Below are 15510 nucleotides of genomic sequence, written 5' to 3'. Positions count from 1 at the left end.
CGGCTTGGACCCTGGACCGGAAGCACCGCTTGTTCACCTCCCCGATCTTCTGCGCCATCGACCGTCCCGATCCGTCCGGGGCGCTGGACCTCGCGCGATCGCTGGAGGGCGCCGTGGGCGGCGTGAAGCTGGGGCTGGAGTATTTCTGTGCTGCAGGCCCGGAGGGGGTGCGTGCCGTAGCCAGCGAAGGGCTGCCGGTCTTCCTGGACCTGAAGCTGCACGACATTCCCAACACGGTGGCCGGCGCCGTCCGCTCCGCCCTGGTTGCGGAGCCGGCGATGCTGACGCTGCATGCCTCGGGCGGCAGCGCCATGCTGCGGGCGGCGGTGGAGGCGAAGCGTCAGGCCGGATCCTCCAGCTGGCTCCTGGCGGTGACCGTGCTCACCAGCCTGGACGACACTGACCTTGGTGCCATGGGTATCGCCGGCGATACCGGAGCGCAGGTCGAGCGGCTGGCCCGGCTCGCGGTCGAGGCCGGTGTGGACGGGCTGGTATGCTCCCCGCACGAGATCGCCAGGCTGCGCCGGGTGGTGCCGGCAGGGATCAAGCTGGTGGTGCCGGGGATCCGTCCCCCCGGGTCCGCCGGGGACGACCAGAAGCGGGTGATGAGCCCCGCCGAAGCGCTGGCCGCCGGGGCGGACGTGCTGGTGGTGGGACGGCCGATCACCGGCGCCGCCGATCCGGCCTCCGCCGCCCGGGCCCTGCTGCAGGGCGCTGCCGGGTCATGACCCTGGTCAAGATCTGCGGCCTGACGGAGCCGGCACGGATCGAACAGGCCTGCGCTGCGGGCGCCGACTATGTCGGCTTCGTGTTCTTTCCCGCTTCCCGGCGCTACGTGACGCCGGAACAGGCCGGGGTCCTGGCCGGCCATGTCTCCGGCACCGTGGAGAGCGTCGGGCTGTTCGTCAATCCGGACGACCGGATCATCGAGACGACCTTGCTGTCGGTGCCGCTGGATGTGATCCAACTGCATGGCGAAGAAAGTCCGGAGCGGGTCGCCGAGATCGGCCTGCGCTTCGGGGTGCGCACGCTCAAGGCCCTGCCGGTGGCGGTGCCCGAGGACCTGCAGGCCGTGGCGGCCTATGCCGACACCGCCGACATGATCCTGTTCGATGCGAAGCCCGTACCTGGGGCGGTGCTGCCGGGCGGCAACGGCTTGCCGTTCGACTGGCGCCTGCTCGAGCAGGTCGAGATCGATTGTCCGTGGCTTCTTGCTGGCGGCCTGACGGTGGACAATCTGTCGACTGCGCTGGCCGTGACCGGCGCGCCGGGCGTGGACGTCAGTTCGGGCGTGGAGACATCTCCTGGCGTGAAGGATCCGGCCAAGCTCGCCGCGTTCATCGCCATGGCCAAGAGTTTTGGGAGGAACGACGGATGAGCCAGCGCAATTCTCTGCGCAACATGCCGGACGAGAACGGGCATTACGGCATTTTCGGCGGCCGGTTCGTTGCCGAGACGCTGATGCCGCTGATCCTTGAGCTGGAAAGCGCCTACGAGGCCGCCAAGAAGGACGAGGGCTTCTGGAAGGAACTGGACGGCTGGTTCAAGGACTATGTCGGCCGCCCCTCGCCGCTCTACTTCGCCGAGCGCCTGACCGAGCATTTCGGCGGGGCCAAGATCTACTTCAAGCGCGAGGAGCTGAACCACACCGGCTCCCACAAGATCAACAACACCGTCGCCCAGGTCCTGCTCGCCAAGCGCATGGGCAAGACCCGGATCATCGCCGAGACCGGGGCCGGCCAGCACGGCGTCGCTACTGCCACGGTGGCGTCGCGGCTGGGCCTGCCCTGCATCGTCTACATGGGTGCGAAGGACATCGAGCGGCAGCAGCCGAACGTGTTCCGGATGCGCCTGCTGGGCGCCGAGGTCCGGCCGGTGACGTCCGGCTCGCACACGCTGAAGGACGCCATGAATGAGGCCCTGCGCGACTGGGTCTCCAACGTCCACGACACCTTCTACGTGATCGGCTCGGTGGCGGGTCCCCACCCCTATCCGGCGATGGTGCGCGACTTCCAGTCGGTGATAGGGCGCGAAACCAAGCAGCAGATCCTGGAAAAGGAGGGCCGGCTTCCGGACGTGCTGATTGCGGCGGTGGGCGGCGGCTCCAACGCGATGGGCCTGTTCCATCCGTTCCTGGACGACGATGTCCGCCTGATCGCGGTGGAAGCGGCCGGCGACGGGATCGAGACCGGCCGCCATGCCGCGGCGATGGCGGCGGGAACGCCCGGCGTGCTGCACGGCTCGCGCTCCTACCTCCTCCAGGACGAGGACGGCCAGGTGGTGGAGCCGCACTCGATCTCCGCTGGCCTGGACTATCCCGGCGTCGGGCCCGAGCATTCCTGGCTCAAGGAGCAAGGCCGTCTGGAGATCGCACCGGCCACCGACGCGGAGACCCTCGAGGCCTTCCAGCTCTGCGGCAGGATCGAGGGCATCCTGCCGGCGCTGGAATGCGCCCATGCCCTGGCGCACATCGCCAAGATCGCGCCGACCATGGACAAGGACCAGGTCATCGTCCTCAACCTGTCCGGCCGCGGGGACAAGGACATCTTCACGGTAGCCGAGCATCTTGGAGTGAAGCTGTGAGCGATCGGATCCGCGAGCGCTTCGCTGCGCTCGCCGCCGAGGGCCGTGCCGGCCTCGTCACCTATCTGTGTGCCGGGGACCCGGACCCGGAGACCTCGCTGGCGCTGATCCGCGGCCTGCCCGGCTGCGGCGTCGACCTGATCGAGATCGGCATGCCGTTCTCCGACCCGATGGCCGACGGCCCTGCAATCCAGGCCGGCAACCTGCGCGCCATCGCGGGCGGCATGAAGCTGGCGAAGGTCCTGGACCTCGTCCGCCGCTTCCGCGAGGAGGACCAAGCCACCCCGGTCATCCTGATGGGCTACTACAACCCGGTCCACCAGATGGGGAAGGAGCGCTTCATCCAAAGCGCCGTCGAGGCCGGCGTGGACGGGCTGATCATGGTCGACCTGCCGCCGGAGGAGGACGAGGAGTTCTGCCTGCCGGCCAAGGCGGCAGGCCTGGACTTCATCCGGCTGGCGACACCCACCACCGATGCGAAGCGGCTGCCGGTGGTGCTGAACAACGCCTCGGGCTTCATCTACTACGTGTCGATCACCGGCATCACCGGCTCGGCGGCGCCGGTGGCCGACCAGGTCGGCGAGGCGGTCCGGCGGATCAAGTCGTCGACCACCCTGCCGGTGGCGGTGGGCTTCGGCATCCGCACGCCCGAGCAGGCCGCGGCCATCGCGCGCCATGCGGATGCGGCGGTGGTGGGATCGGCGCTGGTCGACCTGGTTGCATCAAACCTGGACGAGGCAGGGAAGGCCAGGCCGGGCCTGGTCGAGACGGTCCATTCCCTGGTCCGCGACCTGGCCGCGGGCGTGCGCGGAGCACGGGCATGAGCAACTGGCTGACCGACTATGTCCGCCCGAAGATCCGGGCGCTGGTGAGCCGCAACCCGGACCTGCCGGACGATCTCTGGCGGCAGTGCACGTCCTGCGAGCGGATGATCTTCCACCGCGACTTCGAGCAGGCCCAGCGGGTCTGTCCGCATTGCGGCCACCACATGCGGGTCGATCCGTCGTTCCGCTTCGAGACCCTGTTCGACGCGGACAGCTGGCAGCGCATCGAGCTGCCCAAGGTCGCCGCCGATCCGCTGAAGTTCCGCGATCAGAAGAAGTACGCGGACCGGCTGAAGGAGGCCCAGACCAAGACCACCCGGCAGGACGCGCTCGAGGCGGCCCACGGCAAGATCGACGGCATGCCGGCAGTGATCGCGGTGATGAACTTCGCCTTCATGGGCGGGTCGATGGGCACCGCCGTGGGCGAGGCGTTTCTGGCCGCGGCCAAGCTCGCGGTGCTGCAGGAAGCGGCCTTCATCGTCTTCACCAGCTCCGGCGGGGCCCGGATGCAGGAAGGCGCGCTGTCGCTGATGCAGATGGCGCGCACCACCGTCGCGGTGGAGATGGTGAAGGACAAGCGGCTGCCCTACATCGTGGTGCTGACCGACCCCACCACTGGTGGCGTCACCGCCAGCTTCGCGATGCTGGGCGACGTGCAGATCGCCGAGCCGGGTGCGATGATCGGCTTTGCCGGCGCGCGGGTGATCGAGCAGACCATCCGCGAGAAGCTGCCCGAGGGGTTCCAGCGCGCCGAGTATCTGCGCGACCACGGCATCGTCGACATGGTGGTGCACCGGTTCGACCTGCGCCCGACCCTGGTCCGGATCCTCGACCTGCTGTTGCGCAAGCGGCGCGAGTTGAAGGCCGAGCCGGCCGCCGAGCCCGTTGTTCCCGCCACCGTCGGCGAAGCGCCCACCCTGGAACTGGTCAAGGCGAGTGAGCAGCCCGTCGAGTGACGAGATCCTGGCGCGGCTGATCGACCTTCATCCCAAGAAGATCGACCTCTCCCTGGCCCGGATGGAGCAGATCCTGGCGGAGCTGGGCCATCCGGAGCGGAAGGTGCCGCCGGTGATCCACCTCGCCGGGACCAACGGCAAGGGCTCCACCGGCGCCTGCATTGCCGCAGCGCTCGCAGCCCAGGGTCAGCGCGTCCACCGCTACATCTCGCCCCATCTGGTCCGCTTCAACGAGCGGATCATGCTGGACAACCGGCCGATCGACGAGGCGCGCCTCACCGAGCTGCTGGAGGAGGTCGAGCGGATCAATGCCGGCCGGCCGATCACCTTCTTCGAGATCACCACGGCCATGGCGTTCCTGGCCTTCGCGCGCTTTCCGGGCGATGCCCTGGTCCTGGAGGTCGGCATGGGCGGGCGGCTGGACGCCACCAACGTGGTGGACCGCCCGGCTGTCTCGATCATCACCCCGGTATTCCTGGACCACGAGACCTATCTGGGCGGGACGATCGACCTGATCGCCACCGAGAAGGCCGGGATCCTGAAGCCGGGGGTGCCGTGCGTGGTGGCGCCGCAGGACCCGGAGGGGCTTCGGGCGATCGAGCGGCGCGCGGCGATGCTGGACACGCCGCTGCTGGTCCATGGCCGCGACTGGTGGTTCGAGCAGCACCCCGAGGCGCTGATCGTCGAGGATAACGGCGAGCGGCTGGAACTGCCGCGCCCTGCCCTGGACGGCCCGCACCAGTATGCCAACGCCGCCACCGCGGTGGTGGCGCTCCGGCGTCTTCCGCCGAAGCTCTGCCCGGGGCCGGCAGCCCTGGCCGCGGGCGTCTCCCGGGCCAGCTGGCCCGGACGCTGGCAGCGGCTGTGGTCCGGGCCGATGACCGACCTGCTTCCGCCGGGCTGGGAACTGCGGCTGGATGGCGGCCATAATCCCGCGGCGGCGCTGGCACTGGCGGCGACGCTGGACATGCTCCCGCCCAGGCCGCTGCACCTGGTGGTCGGCATGCTCAACACCAAGGATGCCTCGGCTTTCCTGGCGCCGCTCCTGGCGCGCGCCAGCACCTGCACCATGGTGCCGATTCCGGACGAGCCCCTGTCCCGCCCGCCGGAAGAACTGGCGGCGGCTGCCGCCGAGCTGGGGCATCCGGCCCGGCAGGCAGCGCACCATGTCGATGCGGTGCGGGCGATCGTGGCACTGAGCAGCGATGAGCCGAGCCTGATCCTGGTCTGCGGCTCCCTGCATTTCGCCGGCGTGGTCCTGGCCGACCACGGCTGATCACCGGGCGACGAACACCTCGACCCGGCGGTTGGCGCTGCGGCCCTCGGCGGTCCGGTTGGAGGCGATCGGCTCGGCCGAACCCTGCCCTTCCACCACGATCCGCGCCGGATCGATCTCGAACTCCTCGACCAGCGCATCGCGCAGCGCTGCCGCACGCAGTTGCGACAGTTCGAGATTGCGCGCTTCGTCGCCCTGGGAATCGGTATGGCCGACGATCCGGACTGGAGCGCCCGGGGTGAGCTGCAGCAAGACAGCGACCCGCTGCAGGCCGCGCTCGGAACGCGGTCCGATCTGGTCCCCTCCCAGCTCGAACTCGATCCCTTCCGCGACCGTCCGGACCCAGCCGTCGCTGCCGCTGTCCAGGTCCAGCCCGCTCAACCGCTTCAGGACCTCCAGCGAGGGCGGCGGACGTTCCACCGGAGGCGCTTCTTGCTCCACGGTGGCCACCACCGGCCAGACCTGGCCCTTCAGCCGGCCGAACCCGTCCTCGGGAGGAGCCTCTTCGCCGGACGCCGGATCCAGGCTGGCCGCCGACGTCATCTTGGCGAGATCGATGCGCGCCACCAGCTGGCTGAGCGTCTCGATCTCGGCAAGCGCCTCCAGGAGCTGCTGGCCGAGATCGGCCGCCTCGCCCACGGCGGAGGATGCGACCGCGCGCATCTTTTCCAGCTCGATGGCATTGGCCTCGGCCCTGGCGCCGACCGCCGCCGCGACGCTGTCCAGGGCAGCGGCACGGGCTCGGACCTGGCCGAGTTCATCGCTCAGGGCAGTGATCTTCCGGTCGGCGGCCATTCGTTCGCCCGAGCGCACCCGCTCGGCCGCGGCGCGGTCGGCCTCGGCCCGGGCGGTGACCTGCTCGATCCGCCGCTCGGCAGCGGCGCGGTCGCTCCAGGCCTGGCGGACCTCCTCGCCCATCGCCTCCAGCTGCCGCTCGGCATCGGCCAGGCGGGCCTCCAGGGCAGCACTCGCGGCTGCGGCCTCGGCATGCGCCTTGTCGCGCTCCGCCACCAGCTGGTCGACCCGCTGCCTCAGCTCCGCGCTCTCGCGCTCCGTCTGCTGCTGCCTCTCCTGGGCCTCGCCCTGGCCGCCACGCAGTTCCGCCAGGAGGCTGTCGTGCTCGGCAAGGGTAACGCGCAGGCGCACCAGTTCCTGGACGGTGGCCTCCAGCTCGGCCTGAAGTTTCGCGGTGGTGGCCGCGGCGGTCACCTCCTGGCTGGCGGCTGCCTGGCGCGCCTGCTCGGCCGCGGCCTCGATGCCCCGGCGCTGGTCCTGCTCCGCGCGCAGCGCCTGCTCGCTGGCGCTCAGGGCCGCCTGCACCTCGCGTTCCCGACGTTCCGAGGAGGCTGCCAGCAGTTCGCGCTCGCGCTCGGCAGCCGCCAGCCGCGCCGCCAGGTCGTCGCTCACGGCATCGGCGGCCAAGGCCGCCGCATCGGCGGCGGCCGATGACTGGCGAGCCCGCTCGAGTTCCTGCTCCAGGTAACGCGTCCGCTCGGTCAGTTCCTCCACCTGGGCTAGGGCGAGCGCCAGCTTCTCGCGCTCGTCCTGCTCCGGCCCGGCCGGGCGCGCGTCGCGCAGCCTGTTGCGGATCTCCTCGATCGCCGCCTCCAGATCGCGGGCGGTCCGTTCCGGCTCGACCTGGGCCAGCACCAGCGGACCGGCACCGTCCGGCGGCGCCGATGCCGGCGCCACGCCGGCCAGGCAGGAGGCCGAAGACATCAAGGTGACCAGCCCGGCCAAGCCCAGGCGGTGGCGCTTCACGAGCAGGCGCATGCACGCGACATCCTTGGATTCTCCCGCAAAAGAGGCGGCGAAGGCCGGCGCGCCAACGGGGACGAAGCGCGGCGGCATCGGCGGGTTACATAGCGGATCGGGGGCCGCGGCCCAACGCTCAGATCCGGTCCTGGACCAGGGCCAGGATGCCGGCGGCGCTGGCCGCGAGCACCAGGAACAGCGGCACGCCAACCCGCGCCGTGGCACCCGACCCGTGGCCGCGGGCCACGGCATGCGCCCAGGTCAGCACCGCTAGCCATCCCAGCCAGTGCATCACGTGCCCGAACAGCCGCGCGGCGTGCAGCCCGCCGGCCAGGAACAGCATGACCAGCCCGGTGGCCATCACGCCCGCCAGCGCCAGCGAGATCCCGAGGCGGCCGCCGCTGCCCGGACGGACCGCCACGAACCGCCGCGCCAGCAGGACCACGCAGAGCACGGCCAGGGCGGCATGCAGCCAGAGCAGCACCGATGATCCTCAGTGCGACATCAGGACCGGCACCTCGACGTTGGACAGGATGTAGCTGGTGGCGCCGCCAAAGATCATCTGGCGCAGGCGCGACTGGGTATAGGCGCCCTTCACGATCAGGTCGGCGCCCAGGCGCTGCGCCTCGTCCAGGGTGACCTTGCCGACCGGGCGGTCGTCGCCCGGATGGTCGACCACCTCGACCGTCTGGCCGCGCCGCTCCAGCATCCGCGCCAGCGCCTCGCCCGAGGGACCGGGCACCATGCCTTTCTCCACCGAATGGACGATCACCGACTTGGCCCGGTCCAGCATCGGCATGGCCAGCGCAATCGTCCGCGAGGTCTCGGTGCTGCCGTTCCAGGAGATCAGGATGCGATCCATCCGGAAGGTGGTCGCGGTCGGCGGCACGATCATCAGCAGCCGCCCGGATTCGAACAGGGCGCCTTCCAGCGCGGCGGTCGACGGGGTCAGGCTATCGGCCATCGGCCGGCCGACCAGGATCATGTCGAAGATCCGGCCATAGCTGCCCAGCACGTTGGCGGCGGCACCCGCTCCCAGGTGCCAGTCGGCGGCCGGGCCGGTGCTGCCGGGCTCGGTGAAGCGCGGCAGGCCGGCGCCGCGCACGGCGGCCTCGAATGCGTCGCGCAGCCGGTCGGCCCGCTCGCGGGCGTCCTTCTCGAACCCGGCGACCAGGTCGGGAGCAGCAGCGATGAAGCCGTCGGCGCCCGCGGCGATCACGTCGGGCTGCACCGGCCGGACATGCAGCCCTTCCAGGTAGGAACCGAACTCCCGCGCCACGCCGATGCCGCAGGCCAGCGTCGCATCGAGCGCGGCGCTCACCTCCAAGTTCACCAGAATGGTCTTCATGCCGGGGGTCCCTCGTCGTCGTTGTATGTGGAGGCATCTTAAGGCAGTTCAGCGGGGCCCGCATCCGGCAGTGTGTGAAACACATGCCTGCGTTTCCCAAAGCATCTCCGGGAGTGTCCGAGGCTTGCCCCAGCCGCCCGTGCCTGCGCCGTCCGCCCTGAAGGTCGCGATCGTCCACGACTGGCTGCAGAGCCTGTACGGCTCCGAGCGGGTGGTCGAGCAGATCCTCGCCTGCTTTCCACAGGCCAGGCTGTTCTCGCTTGTCGACGTGATGCCCAAGGAGGCGCGCGGCTTCCTCCAGGACCTCGAAGTCGAGACTTCGTTCATCCAGAAGCTGCCGTTCGCGAAGCGGCATTTCCGGCGCTACCTGTCGCTGATGCCGCTGGCGATCGAGCAGTTCGACCTGGGCGGGTTCGACCTGGTGCTCTCGTCGAGCCACGCCTTCGCCAAGGGCGTGCTGACCGGGCCCAACCAGTTCCACGTGTCCTATGTGCATGCGCCGATCCGCTATGCCTGGGAATACCAGCATCAGTACCTGCGCGAGGCCGGCCTGGACCGGGGGGCCCTGTCCTGGCTCCTGCGCTGGCAGCTGCACCGGATCCGCAACTGGGACTACCGGACAGGTGCCAGTCCCGACCGGATGATCGCCAACTCGGAGTTCATCCGCCGCCGGATCCAGAAGATCTACCGGCGCGACGCAACAGTCATCCACCCGCCGGTCCGCCTCCAGGACTTCGCGCCGGCGGCGCGCAAGGACGACTACTTCATCGCGATCTCACGGTTCGTGCCCTACAAGCGTACGGAGCTGATCTGCGCCGCCTTCGCGAAGATGCCGGAGCTGAAGCTGAAGGTGATCGGCGACGGCGCCGGCATGGCGCGGGTGGAGCGCAGTCCGAACGTCGAGCTGCTCGGCACGCTGCCGCGGGCGGAGGTGGCACGGCTCCTGGCCGGCGCCCGGGCACTGATATTCGCCGCGGAGGAGGATTTCGGGATCACCGTGGTCGAGGCGCAGGCCGCCGGCACCCCGGTGATCGCCTATGGCCGGGGCGGCGTGCTGGATTCGGTACGGCCGGCCCCGCTGCCTGACGCCACCGGGCTGTTCTTTTCCGAGCAGACGGTCGAAGCGATCTGCACCGCCTTGCGCCGGTTCCAGGACGGCGAGGCGGCGTTCCAGCCCCAGGCCCTGATCCGCAACGCCTCCCGGTTTGGCGAGGAGCGGTTCCGCGCGCGCTACCAACGCTTTGTCATGGAGGCGCTGGCGGCCACGGCTCAACCCCTGGGCGGCGGCTCCACGATCGCGCGGTAGAGTTCGGCGCGGCGGCGCGCGGCAAACGGATTCGGTCGTTCCGACGGGACCGGGTGAAGGTCGATCGTCGCCGGGGTGGGCGCGTCGGCCAGAACGCGCCCCTCGGGATCACAGGCCACCATCCGGCCGGCAGCACCGCCACTGACGGCGAGGAACGTCACGCCGTTCTCGACCGCGCGTACCCGCGTGAGGGCCGCCAGCAGGGACGGCTCCAGGGTGCTCGACGCGACCAAAAGGGTCGCCCCTTCCAGCGCCAGGCATCGGCTGGTCTCCGGGTGCAGGATGTCCTCGCCCAGCAACAGGCCGATCCGCTGGTCCATGAACGGCACGATCGTCATCCAGTTGCCCCGCGCCAATCCCTGTGCCTCATCGGCGAGGCTAAGATGGGTCTTGCGGTAGCTGCACAGGCCGCGGCCACGCCGGTTGACGAACAGGACGCTGGAGAACTGCTTCTCCCCCTCCCGCTCCAGGTAGGGAGCGATGATTGCGCAATGTTTCTGAACCGCGACACGCGCCACGTCGCGGGCCCAGGGACCGTCCGACAGCTCCGCCTCCGCCTGGGCGTCCCCTCCAGACCACTGTTCCGGCAGGACCGCCAGGGCCGTTGCGGCCGGATCGTGCAAAGGTTCCAGTTGATCAAGACGTGTTGCAGAAGGAAACGCAGCGATACGCATCAGCAAACCTTTGTAACAAGCGGATCACGGATCCGCGATCTTCACGTGAATTCGAAAAACAGCTGCGTGAGATCGCGGTTCACGTGGTGCAAATCCGTCACGACCCCCTAAATAGATTTCCGAACCCGCACCCAACACTGATGGACGTGCAGGAGATCGCTGGAGATTGATGATGAAACCTTCCCTCACCCACCGGCCTTCCTTTGTCCGCAACCTGGCCCTGGGCTCGGTGGCGGCGGCAGCCCTTGCGACCGGGTCCATTCCTGCCCTTCCGGCCTTCGCGCCCACCCCGGCTCATGCCGAGGACTACGAGCGCGGTTATGCCGATCTTGTCGCCAAAGTGATGCCCTCCGTCGTGTCGGTCCAGGTCGAGGGCAGCGGAAAGGGCACCACGCCCGTTTCCTCGCCGATGGACGAGCAGAAGCGCGAGTTCTTCGAGCGCTTCTTCGGCCAGCCGATGCCGGCGCCCGAGCAGCAGCGCCCGCCGGGCAAGATGCGCGGCCTTGGCTCGGGCTTTGTGATCGACTCGTCCGGCTACATCGTCACCAACGCCCATGTGGTGGGCGGGGCCGACAAGATCGAGGTGGTGTTCCAGGACGGTGACCGCCTGGATGCCGAGCTGGTCGGCATCGACCCCAAGACCGACCTGGCCGTGCTCAAGGTGGAAAGCAAGGAGCCGCTGACCGCCCTGGAATGGTCGGACAGCGACAAGGTCCGCGTCGGCGACAAGATCGTGGCGGTCGGCAACCCGTTCGGCCTGGGCAGCACCGTCACCTCCGGCATTGTCTCGGCGACCGGCCGCGAGATCGGCAGCGGGCCCTATGACGACTTCATCCAGGTCGACGCCCCGATCAACCGCGGCAATTCGGGTGGCCCGACCTTCGACCTCGACGGCAACGTCATCGGCGTCAACAGCATGATCTTCTCCCCGTCCGGCGGCAGCGTCGGGATCGGCTTCGCGATCTCCTCGAACCTCGCCAAGTCGGTGTCGGCGGAGCTGATCGAGAAGGGCTCGGTGGAGCGTGGCTGGATCGGCGTCGGCATCCAGCAGATGGACGACGACCTGCGTGCCTCGTTCGGCCTGGACGATCGCGAGGGCGCCCTGGTGAGCCAGGTGACCCCGGGCGGTCCGGCGGAGAAGGCCGGCGTCGAGGAAGGCGACGTGATCCTGAAGTTCGGCGACCATGACATCGAGCGGCTGACCCAGCTGACCCGCGCCGTGGCCGACACCGATCCGGGCGAGAAGTCCGACCTCGTGGTCTGGCATGACGGCAAGGAGAAGACCCTGTCGATCCAGGTCGGCGAGATGCCGTCCGAGCAGCAGGTCGCCTCGGCCGACGAGGCCGAGCTGGCCGACCAGCCGCGACTGGGCCTGGCCCTGGCGCCGCTGGACGACGAGGCCCGCTCGCAGCTGGGCGTGCCGGACGACGTCGAGGGCGCCCTGGTGCAGCAGGTCGTCACCGGCAGCCCGGCCGAGGAGAAGGGCATCGAGCAGGGCGACGTCATCGTCGCGGTCGGCGACCAGGAGGTCGACGGGCCGCAGCCGGTGATCGATGCGGTGCGCGAGGCCGCCAAGGACGGGGCGAATACGATCCGCCTGCTGGTGGCGCGCGGCGAGGCGCAGCGCTGGGTGGCGGTGCCGTTCGCCCAGTCCTGACCAGAGGTTCATGCGGTAGCAAGCAAAGCGGCGCGCGATGATCTCGCGCGCCGCTTCATGTTCGGCTAGTTTCGCCCGAACGGCAGGAAAGGCCGTCATCCGGTAGGGCGAAACGCTGCGATGCGCATTCTAGTAATCGAGGACGACAAGGACGCCGCTCAGTACATGGCCAAGGGGCTCGTCGAGAGCGGCCATGGGGCGGATGTCGCGCATACCGGCAAGGATGGCCTTCTGATGGCCGCGGCGAACGGCTACGACGTCCTGATCGTCGACCGGATGCTGCCGGGCCTGGATGGGCTCTCCTTGGTGAAGACTTTGCGGGCCACGGGCAACCACACGCCCGTCCTGTTCCTGTCGGCGCTGGGCGAGGTCACCGACCGGGTGAAGGGCCTGCGCGCCGGGGGCGACGACTACCTGGTCAAGCCCTATGCCTTCTCCGAGCTGCTGGCCCGGGTCGAGACCCTGGCCCGGCGCGGCTCGACCGCCGGGGACACGCCGGAGACGGTGCTTCGCTACGGCGACCTGATGATGGACCTGCTCGGCCGTCGGGTGGAGCGGGCCGGCAAGGAGATCGACCTGCAGCCGCGGGAGTTCCGGCTGCTGGAGACCCTGATGCGCCATGCCGGCCAGGTGATGACCCGGACCATGCTCCTGGAGAAGGTCTGGGACTACCGGTTCGACCCGCAGACCAACGTGATCGACGTCCATATCAGCCGCCTCCGGCACAAGATCGACCGTGGCTTCTCCTATCCCATGATCCACACGGTCCGTGGCGCCGGGTACTCGCTCCGTGTTGCCGACAAAGCTTCTTAAGGCTTCGACCTTCCGGCTCACGCTGGTCTATTTGGCGTTGTTCTGCGTGTCGGCCGGGGTGCTGTTCGGCTTCATCTACGTCGCCTCCTCCACCTACATGGAGCGGCAGACGGAAGAGACCATCACCGCCGAGATCACCGGCTTCGTCGACCAGTACCGCCTGCGCGGGCTGGGCGGCCTGCGCAACACCATCGCCCAGCGTGCCGCCGCAAGGCCGGACCGAGCCTCCATCTACCTGCTGGTGGACCGGACCGACCGGATCATGGCGGGCAACATCGACCGCTGGCCGGAGGGACAGGAGACCGACGAGGGCTATGTCCTGTTCCCGATCGAGACCGGGGTGGACGAGAACGACGAGCCGGTGTTCCACCGGGCGATCGCGCGCGGCTTCCTGCTGCAGAACAATGCCCGCCTGCTGGTCGGCCGCGACATCGAGGAGCGGCTGTCGATCCAGGCGACCCTGTTCAACACGCTGGTGATCGGCGGCGGGATCATGATCGTGCTGGGCGTCGCCGGCGGCCTCGTGATGAGCCGCTGGATGCTCGGGCGGCTGGACGACGTGAACCGGGCGACCACCCGGATCATGATGGGCGACCTCACCCAGCGCTTCGCCGACAAGGGCAGCGGCGACGAGTTCGACGAGCTGGCGCGCAACCTCAACCGGATGCTCGACCGGATCGAGCGGCTGCTGGCCGGGATGCGCCAGGTCACCGACAACGTCGCCCATGACCTGCGCACCCCGCTCAACCGGCTGCGCTCGCGGATCGAGGTGGCGCTGATGGGCGAGCAGACCGACGAGGCGCGCGAGCTGCTGGAGGCCACGGTCCGCGACGCCGATTCGCTGATCCAGACCTTCAACGCGATCCTGTCGATCGCCAGGGCGGAAAGCGGCGAGCAGCAGGCAGAGTTCGAGCCGTTCAGCCTGCGCGAGATGGCCCAGGACGTGACCGAGCTCTACGAGCCGCTCGGCGAGGAGCGCAACATTGTGGTGCTCCTGAACGCGCCGGCCGACGTCCAGGTGATCGGCAACCGCCACCTGGTCGCCCAGGCGCTGGCCAACCTGGTCGACAACGCGATCAAGTATGGCAGCGAGGCCGGCCACGTGCTGGTCGAGGTGCGGGCGCGGCCCGGGCCCAGCCTGATCGTGTCCGACGACGGGCCGGGCATCCCGCCGGAGATGCGCGAGCGCGCGCTGGAGCGGTTCGTGCGGCTGGACCCCGAGCGGACCACGCCCGGCAACGGCCTGGGCCTGTCGCTGGTGGCGGCGGTGGCGCGGCTGCACGAGGCCAAGCTGTCCCTGGACGACGCCCGCCCCGGCCTGCGGGTCAGCATGACCTTCCCGGCGATCCCGGCGCCGGCGAACGCTCGTCAGGAGGCCAGGCTTCCGGCCTGATCGCCGGCCAGGGCGAACAGCGCGCGGACCACCCCCAGCGCGGTGCGCTCCGGCAGGGCGACCAGGCAGGTGTCGGCGGAGAGCGCAGCACCCTGCAGCGGCACGGTCACCAGGCGCGGGTCGCTGCCGGCCTCGCGGGCGAACACCGCGCCCACCCCGAAGCCGGTGGCGACCGCCTCACGCATCGCCTCGCGCGAGCCCAGGCGCAGCGCCAGCTCCGGCCGCACCCCGGCCTCGGCGCAGGCGGCGGCGAACAGGCGGAAGGTGGCGCTGCCCTCCTCGCGCGCCACCACCGGCACCCCGTTCATTGCCTCGATCCCGACCGGGCCACGCGCCGCCCAGGGATGGCCAGCCGGCAGCAGCAGCACGACCCGGTCGCTCTCAAGGCGCAGCCGGGTCAGGTCGGCGGCCGGCTCGGTCAGGGTGGCGACCCCGGCATCGGCCTGGCCCTCGCGCACCGCGGCCAGGGTGGCGGCGGTATTCCCGGTGGCGAGGCTGGCGGTTATGCCCGGATAGGCGTCCTTCAGCCGGCGCAGCAGCGGCATCACGGCGAACGGGCCGTCAGCGGCCAGGGCAAGCTGGCCTGCCTCCAGGTCGCGGGCACTGCCCAGAAGCTGCTCCAGGTCGCGCAGGAGTCCCAGCACCCGGCGGACATGCGGCGCCAGCTCGAGACCCAGCGCGGTCGGCACGGCCCCGCCCGGCCCGCGGCGGAACAGCTCGACGCCATAGGCGCGCTCCAGCGCCAGGATCTGGGCGCTTACCGCCGGCTGGGTCAGTCCCAGGCGCTCAGCGGCGCGGGCGAAGCCGCCGGTGGCGAGCAACGCGTCGACCGCCCGCAGACTGGCGAGGTTCATCAATTCTCCTTATGTCGACATACTTTTCATCGATTTGACTTATCGCCCTCAGCGGCACAAGTCTCGGGCCG

15 protein-coding genes are annotated in these 15510 nt (G+C 69.8%); 10 read left to right on the top strand and 5 right to left on the bottom strand.

Going from position 1 to position 15510, the window contains the following annotated elements; translation table 11 throughout:
- Positions 1-29 precede the first annotated feature (29 nt).
- The 6 genes from pyrF to GEMRO_RS0121985 are packed head-to-tail and all read left to right on the top strand — an operon-like array spanning position 30 to position 5639.
- Positions 30-728, top strand: coding sequence for an orotidine-5'-phosphate decarboxylase (gene pyrF / locus GEMRO_RS0122010; RefSeq protein WP_027135736.1), 699 nt, complete (start codon positions 30-32; stop codon positions 726-728).
- Positions 725-1378: a phosphoribosylanthranilate isomerase gene (locus GEMRO_RS0122005; protein WP_027135735.1), complete on the top strand. Its 654-nt coding sequence runs from the start codon at positions 725-727 to the stop codon at positions 1376-1378. Before pyrF ends, GEMRO_RS0122005 begins: the two co-directional genes overlap by 4 nt.
- Positions 1375-2583, top strand: coding sequence for a tryptophan synthase subunit beta (gene trpB, locus GEMRO_RS35480; protein ID WP_027135734.1), 1209 nt, complete (start codon positions 1375-1377; stop codon positions 2581-2583). Before GEMRO_RS0122005 ends, trpB begins: the two co-directional genes overlap by 4 nt.
- Complete coding sequence (trpA, locus tag GEMRO_RS0121995) at positions 2580-3407, top strand: tryptophan synthase subunit alpha (protein ID WP_027135733.1); 828 nt, start codon at positions 2580-2582, stop codon at positions 3405-3407. Before trpB ends, trpA begins: the two co-directional genes overlap by 4 nt.
- On the top strand, positions 3404-4363 hold the full coding sequence (accD, locus tag GEMRO_RS0121990) for an acetyl-CoA carboxylase, carboxyltransferase subunit beta (RefSeq protein WP_027135732.1): 960 nt from the start codon (positions 3404-3406) through the stop codon (positions 4361-4363). The genes trpA and accD overlap by 4 nt, the downstream gene beginning before the upstream one ends.
- On the top strand, positions 4344-5639 hold the full coding sequence (locus tag GEMRO_RS0121985; protein WP_027135731.1) for a bifunctional folylpolyglutamate synthase/dihydrofolate synthase: 1296 nt from the start codon (positions 4344-4346) through the stop codon (positions 5637-5639). Before accD ends, GEMRO_RS0121985 begins: the two co-directional genes overlap by 20 nt.
- Here GEMRO_RS0121985 and GEMRO_RS32975 read toward each other — a convergent pair whose 3' ends face one another.
- From GEMRO_RS32975 to GEMRO_RS0121970, 3 genes are all read right to left on the bottom strand, one after another.
- Positions 5640-7412 carry an OmpA family protein gene (locus GEMRO_RS32975; protein ID WP_051329346.1) on the bottom strand — a complete coding sequence of 591 codons (1773 nt, stop codon included), beginning with the start codon at positions 7410-7412 and terminating at the stop codon, positions 5640-5642.
- Between the two features lie 118 nt (positions 7413-7530).
- Complete coding sequence (locus tag GEMRO_RS0121975) at positions 7531-7878, bottom strand: hypothetical protein (RefSeq protein WP_027135730.1); 348 nt, start codon at positions 7876-7878, stop codon at positions 7531-7533.
- A gap of 9 nt (positions 7879-7887) precedes the next feature.
- Positions 7888-8742, bottom strand: a complete 855-nt coding sequence (locus GEMRO_RS0121970; protein WP_027135729.1) for a universal stress protein — start codon at positions 8740-8742, stop codon at positions 7888-7890.
- A 124-nt stretch (positions 8743-8866) separates the two neighbouring features.
- On the opposite strand from GEMRO_RS0121970, the gene GEMRO_RS31155 reads away from it, so the two are divergent.
- Positions 8867-10048: a glycosyltransferase gene (locus GEMRO_RS31155; RefSeq protein WP_205625057.1), complete on the top strand. Its 1182-nt coding sequence runs from the start codon at positions 8867-8869 to the stop codon at positions 10046-10048.
- On the opposite strand, the gene GEMRO_RS32970 is transcribed toward GEMRO_RS31155, so the two are convergent.
- Complete coding sequence (locus tag GEMRO_RS32970) at positions 10012-10671, bottom strand: carbon-nitrogen hydrolase family protein (protein ID WP_051329345.1); 660 nt, start codon at positions 10669-10671, stop codon at positions 10012-10014. The two genes, GEMRO_RS31155 and GEMRO_RS32970, sit on opposite strands and share 37 nt — an antisense overlap.
- Positions 10672-10891: 220 nt before the next feature.
- Here GEMRO_RS32970 and GEMRO_RS31145 point away from each other — a divergent pair, with 220 nt between their 5' ends.
- From GEMRO_RS31145 to GEMRO_RS0121945, 3 genes are all read left to right on the top strand, one after another.
- On the top strand, positions 10892-12379 hold the full coding sequence (locus GEMRO_RS31145; protein ID WP_051329344.1) for a DegQ family serine endoprotease: 1488 nt from the start codon (positions 10892-10894) through the stop codon (positions 12377-12379).
- A 120-nt stretch (positions 12380-12499) separates the two neighbouring features.
- Positions 12500-13192 carry a winged helix-turn-helix domain-containing protein gene (locus GEMRO_RS0121950; protein WP_027135728.1) on the top strand — a complete coding sequence of 231 codons (693 nt, stop codon included), beginning with the start codon at positions 12500-12502 and terminating at the stop codon, positions 13190-13192.
- Positions 13173-14585, top strand: a complete 1413-nt coding sequence (locus tag GEMRO_RS0121945; RefSeq protein ID WP_205625056.1) for a sensor histidine kinase — start codon at positions 13173-13175, stop codon at positions 14583-14585. The genes GEMRO_RS0121950 and GEMRO_RS0121945 overlap by 20 nt, the downstream gene beginning before the upstream one ends.
- Here the strand turns inward: GEMRO_RS0121945 and GEMRO_RS0121940 are convergent.
- Complete coding sequence (locus tag GEMRO_RS0121940; protein ID WP_027135726.1) at positions 14561-15439, bottom strand: LysR substrate-binding domain-containing protein; 879 nt, start codon at positions 15437-15439, stop codon at positions 14561-14563. The genes GEMRO_RS0121945 and GEMRO_RS0121940 overlap by 25 nt on opposite strands.
- Between the last annotated feature and the right edge of the window lie 71 nt (positions 15440-15510).

It is taken from the genome of Geminicoccus roseus DSM 18922 (assembly GCF_000427665.1).
GTDB lineage: Bacteria > Pseudomonadota > Alphaproteobacteria > Geminicoccales > Geminicoccaceae > Geminicoccus > Geminicoccus roseus.
This window is presented reverse-complemented; position numbering and strand designations above follow the sequence as displayed.